This window comes from Streptomyces sp. MA5143a (assembly GCF_900290235.1).
Lineage (GTDB): Bacteria > Actinomycetota > Actinomycetes > Streptomycetales > Streptomycetaceae > Streptomyces.
Genome location: NZ_OLMK01000086.1, coordinates 76866 through 84608, shown reverse-complemented (window position 1 = coordinate 84608; position 7743 = coordinate 76866). Strand labels below are relative to the sequence as shown.

At 73.1% G+C, this 7743-nt stretch carries 7 protein-coding genes; 5 read left to right on the top strand and 2 right to left on the bottom strand.

The genetic code is table 11. From position 1 onward, the window contains the following. Window positions 1-29 precede the first annotated feature (29 nt). Complete coding sequence (locus SMA5143A_RS32090) at window positions 30-1205, bottom strand: glycosyltransferase (protein WP_181362097.1); 1176 nt, start codon at window positions 1203-1205, stop codon at window positions 30-32. A 57-nt stretch (window positions 1206-1262) separates the two neighbouring features. Between SMA5143A_RS32090 and SMA5143A_RS32085 the strand changes: the two genes are divergently transcribed. Beyond that, the gene (locus tag SMA5143A_RS32085) at window positions 1263-2069 is read left to right on the top strand and encodes a glutamate racemase (RefSeq protein ID WP_107466356.1); all 807 of its coding nucleotides are present in this window, start codon (window positions 1263-1265) and stop codon (window positions 2067-2069) included. 50 nt (window positions 2070-2119) lie between these two features. Continuing rightward, window positions 2120-2677 (top strand): hypothetical protein, encoded by a 558-nt coding sequence (locus SMA5143A_RS32080; protein ID WP_107466355.1) that lies wholly within the window; start codon window positions 2120-2122, stop codon window positions 2675-2677. Here SMA5143A_RS32080 and SMA5143A_RS32075 read toward each other — a convergent pair. Continuing rightward, window positions 2646-3659, bottom strand: coding sequence for an O-antigen ligase family protein (locus tag SMA5143A_RS32075; protein ID WP_181362096.1), 1014 nt, complete (start codon window positions 3657-3659; stop codon window positions 2646-2648). The genes SMA5143A_RS32080 and SMA5143A_RS32075 overlap by 32 nt on opposite strands. A gap of 283 nt (window positions 3660-3942) precedes the next feature. Between SMA5143A_RS32075 and lnt the strand changes: the two genes are divergently transcribed. The 3 genes from lnt to SMA5143A_RS32060 all read left to right on the top strand — a co-directional run bounded on the left by lnt (window position 3943) and on the right by SMA5143A_RS32060 (window position 7544). Continuing rightward, window positions 3943-5559 carry an apolipoprotein N-acyltransferase gene (lnt, locus tag SMA5143A_RS32070; RefSeq protein ID WP_107466354.1) on the top strand — a complete coding sequence of 539 codons (1617 nt, stop codon included), beginning with the start codon at window positions 3943-3945 and terminating at the stop codon, window positions 5557-5559. Window positions 5560-5626: 67 nt separating this feature from the next. Then, complete coding sequence (locus SMA5143A_RS32065) at window positions 5627-6100, top strand: NUDIX hydrolase (RefSeq protein WP_107466353.1); 474 nt, start codon at window positions 5627-5629, stop codon at window positions 6098-6100. Between the two features lie 232 nt (window positions 6101-6332). Next, window positions 6333-7544 (top strand): hypothetical protein, encoded by a 1212-nt coding sequence (locus SMA5143A_RS32060; RefSeq protein WP_107466352.1) that lies wholly within the window; start codon window positions 6333-6335, stop codon window positions 7542-7544. The last annotated feature ends 199 nt before the right edge of the window (window positions 7545-7743 follow it).

The following is a 7743-nucleotide window of genomic DNA, read 5'->3' as shown; positions in this document are numbered from 1 at the left end:
GGCAGACGACGCTACTTTCGCAACGCGCCCTAGCTCTCCTCGGGGACCGTCTCCGGGCGGGCGTAGGTGCGGCCCTTCCAGGCCGCGCCGCGCCCCCGGTAGTGCTGCACGGCGGAGTCGACGGTCATCAGGAGATAGAGGACCGCGGTGAACGGCAGCAGGGGAGCGAGCCACAGCGGCTGCCGGTAGTGGCGCAGCATCGGCAGGTACGTCCCCGCCATCAGGGCCCAGGCGAGCCCGCCGGCCCACGCCGCCGCCAGGTCGCCCGTCGCGAGCCCCAGCAGGAGCGCGGCGGGCGGCACCCCGTAGACCAGCAGCAGGCCGAGGACCGTGCCGGCGAGCAGCAGGGGGTTGTGGCGCAGCTGGGCGTAGGCGCTGCGGGAGACCATCCGCCACAGGTCGCCCAGCCGCGGATAGGGCCGCACGCTGTCCACCCGTTCCGCGAGCCCCAGCCAGATGTGGCCGCCGCTGCCCTTGACCGCACGGGCGAGGGCCACGTCGTCGATGACGGCCTGCCGGATCGCGTCCGGGATCCGGGCCCGCTCGGCGGCCTCGGTCCGCAGCAGCACACAGCCCCCCGCGGCGGCCGCCGTGCGCGAGCCCCGCACACCGATCCGGCGGAACGGGTACAGCTGGGCGAAGAAGTAGACGAAGGCGGGGACCACGAGTCGCTCCCAGGTGCTCTCCGCCCGCAGCCGCGCCATCTGCGAAACGAGGTCGTAGCCGCCGGTGCGCGCCGCCGCCACCAGCGCGCGCAGGCTGTCCGGCCGGTGCGCGATGTCCGCGTCCGTCAGCAGCAGGTACTCGGGAGCACGCGCGCGTGCCAGCCCGATCCCGTGCCGTACGGCCCACAGCTTGCCCGTCCAGCCCGCGGGCGGCTCCCCGGGCGAGGTGACCGTGAGCGGCAGGCCGCCGTGGCGCAGGGCCAGCGCGCGGGCGAGTGCGCCGGTGCCGTCGGTGCTGGCGTCGTCCACGAGGAAGACCTCGGCGCGGCCGGGGTAGTGCTGGGCCAGCAGCGACGGCAGGCTCTCCGGCAGGACGGCGGCCTCGTCGCGCGCGGGGACGACGACACAGACGTACGGCCAGTCGTCCGGGTCCCGGCGGGGTGGTAGTCGTACATCCGTGCGCCAGAAGAAGCCCTGGCCCAGCAGCAGCCACAGCCAGGCGGCGAGTGATCCGGCGGCGGTCCACGCGATGGCGCTCACGTCGGCAGTCTGCCCCACGCCGACGGCCCCACCGAGGCAATCGTCTATCGTGGCCGGGTGAAGATCGCGCTCATGGACTCCGGTATCGGTCTGCTGCCCGCCGCCGCCGCGGTGCGGCGACTGCGCCCCGACGCGCATCTCGTGATCTCGTCCGACCCCGACGGCATGCCCTGGGGACCGCGGACCCCAGAGGACCTGACGCGACGCGCCCTCGCGGTCGCCGAGGCGGCGGCCGCGCACCGGCCGGACGCCCTGATCGTCGGCTGCAACACCGCGTCCGTGCACGCCCTGCCCGCCCTGCGCGCCCTCCTCGAACCGGAGCTGCCCGTCATCGGCACCGTCCCGGCGATCAAGCCCGCCGCGGCCGGCGGCGGTCCCTTCACCATCTGGGCGACGCCCGCCACCACCGGCAGCCCCTACCAGCGCGGACTGATCGAGGAGTTCGCCGACGGGGTGCCGGTCAGCGAGGTCCCCTGCTGGGGGCTCGCCGAGGCCGTCGAGCACGCCGACGACGCCGCCATCGACGCCGCGATCGCCGCGGCCGCCGCCCTCACCCCCGACGACGTGACGACCGTCGTCCTGGGCTGCACCCACTACGAACTGGTCGCCGAGCGCATCCGCGCGGCCGTCCAGAAACCCGGCCGGCCGCCCCTCGTCCTGCACGGCTCCGCCGGCGCGGTGGCCGCCCAGGCGCTGCGCCGGATCGGCGAGCTCCCCGCCCCCGACGCCGAATGGACCGAGTCCGGCCTGACGGTCCTCCTCAGTGGACGCGAGGGCGTGCTGCCGGCCCCCGCCCTGGCCTACGAGGAGGGCAGGCTGCTCCAGGCGGTCGGGGCCACATTCGCGGCCCAGCCCGAGAAGTAACGTTCCGCGACCAGGTGCCTGCGCAGCGGAATCTGAGTACGCTCTCAGCCATGAGGGACCACCCCCACGGCGTGCCGGGCAGCCCCGAAGCCCTCACCCCCGAGGTCTGGACCGGCCGGGCGACCAATCGCGCCCAGTGGCTCCTGGCGCTGGGCGGCGCCGCCTTCATGGCGCTGGGCATCGAACTGGCGGTCGACTCCGCGTGGACGTCCGGTACGGCCCCGCTCGTCATGTCGGTCGTCGGCTGCATCGCGGCCGGGCTGCTCGTCCTGTTCGGGACGCTCGCGTTCGTGCACGTCTCCGTGAGGGTCGACGGGGAATGCCTGGAGGTGCGCTGCGGCCACATCGGCCTACCGCGCCGCCGCATCCCTTTCTCCCAGGTCACCGATGTGGACTTCGCCCCTTGCGTCACCCCTCATCAGTGGGGTGGCTGGGGCTACCGCTGGCGCCCCGAGAAGGGCACCGCCGTCGTCGTACGCAGGGGTGAGGCCGTGGTGCTGCGTCTGCTGGACGGGCACACGTTCACCATCACCGTCGACCACGCGGAGACGGCCGTACGCGTCATCCGGGCCCGGCTCAGGCCCAAGGCGCCGGACGCCGCACGCTGACGCCGTCAGGGGCGCCGGGGTCTTCGGTGGCGTCCGTGAGGGGCCGCGCCGTCGCCATTCCCGCGAGCAGGCCCGCGCCCGCCGTCACCGTCGTGAAGCTCAGCGCGTTGCCGACCATGGCGATCGCGGCCAGCGCGGTCAGCGCCGCCCCCGCGGTGAGTACGACCGGTGTGGCCCGCGGGGACCGCCACAGGACGTAGAGGACCCAGCAGAACACCGTGGCCAGCAGCGCGACGCCGATGAGCCCCTGCTCGGCCGCCAGCTGGAGCGGAGCCGAGTGCGGCTTGTCGTCGGACGGCAGAGCCTGGGCGACCGTGGGGCTGAGCTCGCCGAAGCGGCCGGGGCCGGCACCCAGCAGCGGTTCGGCGCGGGCCATGCCGAGCGCGTCGTGCCACAGCAGGACGCGGTGCGGGGTGAGCCGGCCCTCCAGGGAAGCGGTCAACCCCGACGGCAGCGCCTTCCCCGCCGTCGCCCAGGTCGTCGCCGTCACCAGGGCGGTGACGAACGCGAGCCCCGCGAGCCCGGGGCCCCGCGGCATCCGGGCCGCGGCGAGCGAGCAGAGCAGCACCCCCGTGCACGCGACGACGCCGGTGATCGAGCCGAGCACACCCGCCGTCACCGCGACGCCCACGGCCAGCAGCCGCAGCCCGAACCGCAGGCCCGGCGCACGGGCCGCCCAGGCCGCGCAGCAGGCGGCGCCCGCCGACAGGACCAGCAGCGCGGCCGTCGCGCCCGTGTGCCCGAGCGGTGAGACGAACGGTGAGCTCACCGTGGTGTGCGGGGCGGCGACCGCCAGACCGAGACCGGCGAGCGCCCCCGCGCCCGGCGCCACGACCGGCAGCAGGGCACCGCAGATGCGCCCCGCCGCATACCCGGCGGACACCGCGAGCACGGCCAGCAGCACACCCTCGGGGCGACCGCCCCGTGCCGCCGCCGTGACCAGCGACCAGGCCGCACACGCCCCGAGCAGGACCACGCCCATGGCATCGGAAACGTTCCGTCTGTCGGACGCGGCCGACGCTCCGGCCGCGGGCTCCGTCCCTGTGGACCCCAAAACGCCCCCCGACTGTGCCGGGCCCCGACCGCTCAACCGTGTTCGGCCGCACGTCAGAGGCTCGGGCACACCGTAACGGGTGAGGCGCCCAAGTGTGGACGAGTTGCGCAGAAACGATGTTGCAGATGTGCGGCGGGCCTCCGCCCGGGCCGCACCGGGACCGGACGGACCGCCCTGTGAGCGCCCGGGGCGCGCGCCGTACACTCCCCGAGTGACCGTCACCGCGACTCCCGTAGACGAGCCGGAACAGCTCGAACCCCAGGCCGCGCCCGTTTCCCGCGCGTCCCGCTGGGCCCGTCGGCTCCTCCCGGCCGCCGCCGCGGCGCTCTGTGGAGTGCTGCTCTACGTCAGCTTCCCGCCCCGGACCCTGTGGTGGCTGGCCCTGCCGGCGTTCGCGGGCTTCGGCTGGGTGCTGCGCGGACGGAGCTGGAAGGCGGGACTCGGCCTCGGTTACCTCTTCGGCCTCGGCTTCCTGCTGCCGCTGCTCGTCTGGACCGGTGTGGAGGTCGGCCCCGGACCGTGGCTCGCGCTCGTCGCCATCGAAGCGGTGTTCGTGGCACTCGTCGGCGCGGGCACCGCGGTCGTGTCCAAGCTCCCCGGTGCGCCGCTGTGGGCGGCCGCGCTGTGGATCGCCGGCGAGGCCGCACGCGCGCGTGCCCCCTTCAACGGCTTCCCCTGGGGCAAGATCGCCTTCGGTCAGGCGGACGGCGTCTTCCTGCCGCTCGCCGCGCTGGGCGGCACCCCGGTCCTCGGCTTCGCGGTCGTCCTGTGCGGATACGGGCTGTTCGAGATCGTCCGGCTGATCGTCGAGGCCCGGCGCACCGGTGCCGCGCTGCGCCGGGGGACCGCCGCCGTGGCGGCGCTGAGCGTGGCCGTGCCCGTGGCCGGCGCCCTCGCCTCGCGCGGCCTCGTCAGCGACAGGGCCGAGGACGGCACGGCGACCGTCGCGGTCATCCAGGGCAACGTCCCGCGGCTCGGTCTCGACTTCAACGCCCAGCGCCGCGCCGTCCTCGACTACCACGCCAAGGAGACCGAGCGTCTCGCCGCCGAGGTCAAGGCCGGCAAGGCGGAGCGGCCGGACTTCGTGCTCTGGCCGGAGAACTCCTCCGACATCGACCCCTTCGCCAACGACGACGCCCGCGCGGTCATCGAGCACGCGGCCACCGCCGTCGGCGCGCCCATCTCCGTCGGGGGTGTCGTCGAACGCGACGGCAAGCTCTACAACGAGCAGATCCTCTGGGACCCGGAGAAGGGCCCCACCGACACCTACGACAAGCGGCAGATCCAGCCGTTCGGCGAATACCTGCCCCTCAGGTCGCTTATCGGCGCCATCAACGACCAGTGGACGTCCATGGTCCGCAAGGACTTCAGCCGGGGCACCGAGCCCGGCGTGTTCACCATGGACGGCGCCCGGGTCGGTCTCGTCACCTGCTACGAGGCGGCCTTCGACTGGGCGGTGCGCTCCGAGGTCACCGACGGCGCGCAGCTGATCTCGGTGCCCAGCAACAACGCCACCTTCGACCGCAGCGAGATGACCTACCAGCAGCTCGCCATGTCCCGGGTCCGCGCGGTCGAGCACAGCCGCACCGTCACGGTGCCGGTGACCAGCGGCGTCAGCGCGATCATCATGCCCGACGGGAGGATCACGCAGCGGACCGGGATGTTCGTCGCCGACTCCCTGGTCCAGAAGGTGCCGCTGCGCTCCTCCGAGACACCCGCCACCAAGGTCGGCATCCTGCCCGAGATGCTGCTGGTGCTGGTCGCGGCCGGTGGGCTCGGCTGGGCGATCGGGGCCGGTGTGCGCGGGAGGCGCGCCGGTGGCGTGTAGCCGTACGCCGCGCGTGCGCGTCCGGGAAGCGTCAAGGTGAGGGAACCGGCCCGTTAGGGTCGGCTTCATGGCTACCCCTGAATTCATCCGCACGCTCCGTGTCTCGGCAGGTCATCAGCTCCTCTGGCTCCCCGGGGTCACCGCCGTCGTCTTCGACGACGAGGGCAGAGTGCTGCTGAACCGCCGGTCCGACAACGGCCAGTGGTCGCTCATCGGCGGCATCCCGGATCCCGGGGAGCAGCCGGCCGCCTGTGCCGTGCGCGAGGTCCAGGAGGAGACGGCCATCAGGTGCGTGCCCGAGAGGATCGTCCTCGTCCAGGCACTCGCCCCGGTGCGGTACGACAATGGGGACGTTTGCCAGTACATGGACACCACGTTCCGGTGCCGTGCCGTCGGGGGAGAGGCACGGGTCAACGACGACGAGTCGCTTGAGGTCGGCTGGTACTCCCTGGACGCCCTGCCCGACCTGAGCGAGTTCGCGCTGTCCCGGATCAAGCAGGCCATGTCCGACGCGCCCACGTGGTTCGACCCCATCGTCTAGTGCTGTGACCGGAAAGGTTCACCGGCTCGCGCGGCGCCCCCCCGAAGCCCGGCGTACGGGTGCTCGGCGGTCTCGGTCCGGGGCGCCGCCAATTCGCCTTCACCGCAGGACGGTTGGTGGGCGACCGGGCCGACGGGCCGGGCGCGGCCGGCCCGGGTCGGGCGTGTACGTTGGCACGTGATCCGTTACTGACCACGACGGCTCCGGGACCGGCGAAGGGGACAACGAGCACATGGCACGCGTTGCCGTCATCACCGCGCCGAACATCGGGTACCGCAACACGGGCATGGTGACCGTAGACCTGGCGTTCGAGTCCCTCCGGCGGCGGATGGCCACCCCCGTCGACGCCACCTGGTACACCCTGCACCCACCGGAGACGGTCGAACCGCGGGAGTGCGCGCGCGGCACCGAGTTCCCGTTCCGCTTCCTGCCGTTGGCCGAGCACCTCGACGAGCTGCGCGACCACGACGCGGTCGTCTTCTGGGGCGACTTCCTGCACACGCGGCACTATCTGGCGCAGGACGCGACGAACCGCCTCATGGACTTCGGCATGGCGGAGGACCGGGACACGGCCCGGCAGCTGCTGAACCGCACGCTGCTGCTGGCGGACCAGCCGGACGAACTCCTCTCTCGGACCCTCAGCTACGGCGGGACGATCCTGCACAACACCCAGTCCGACTACGAGGACAAGGAGTACGGCCCCCTCTTCTCACGGCTGGTGACGCGCAGTCACCGGATCTGGACACGTGAGCCGCTCTCCGCGGCCAAGGTCGCCCGCTTCCGCGGGGACCGCGCCACCGAATACTTCGGCTCGGACGCGGCCCTGCTGTCCCGCCCCGGCGACCTGGACCACCTCCCGGCCACGGCCTGGTCCCAGGACCTGCCGGAGGGCGGCGCGATCGGTGTGTTCCTCGGCGCGCGCACCGAGATCCCGGCCTGGCTCCCGGAGTTCTGCGCGTCCCTCGCCGACCGCCTCGACGCCCCGCTCGAATGGCTGCCCTGGTTCGACCGGGACGTCCCGGTCCGCGCCGCCCACATCGCGCGGCGGCCCGGCGACCACACCCTCGGCGACCTGCTGCACGTCCTGCCCCGATACCGGATGGTCGTCACCGACACCTACCACCTGGCGGTCAACGCCTGGGGCGCGGGCACCCCGGTCCTGTGCGTGGGCGCTCCCGAGCCGGTGCCGACGACCCATGACGACTATCTGACGCTGAGCGACGTGAAGAAGCATGTGTTCCACATGGCGTACGACGCGGCGGACTTCTATCTGACCACCCTTCCCGACACCCGCGAGGGCCACGGGCGGCGCCTGGACCGACTCGTTCACCTGGTGGAGGGCGGCGGTGCCGACGCCGTGGCGGCGCGGATCCGCGAGCACGCCGACCAGTCGGCGGCCGCCTTCACGGAGACGCTCACCTCGCTGCTCGACACCCGGCGCTGATCCAGCGGCCAACGGCCACCTTGTGTGTGGTTTTCGGGCTTTTCCATGCGGGGATGCGCTAGCATCCTTACCGAATACTTATGCTCCATTGAGCATGTGTTCGCTCAGGCGTGGGGGAAGTGGTCGGTGATCCAGGGCCGACGTGATGGGGGGCGAGGGCATGGGACGAGTCATCCGCGTGCGTGCCGTGATCGCCGCT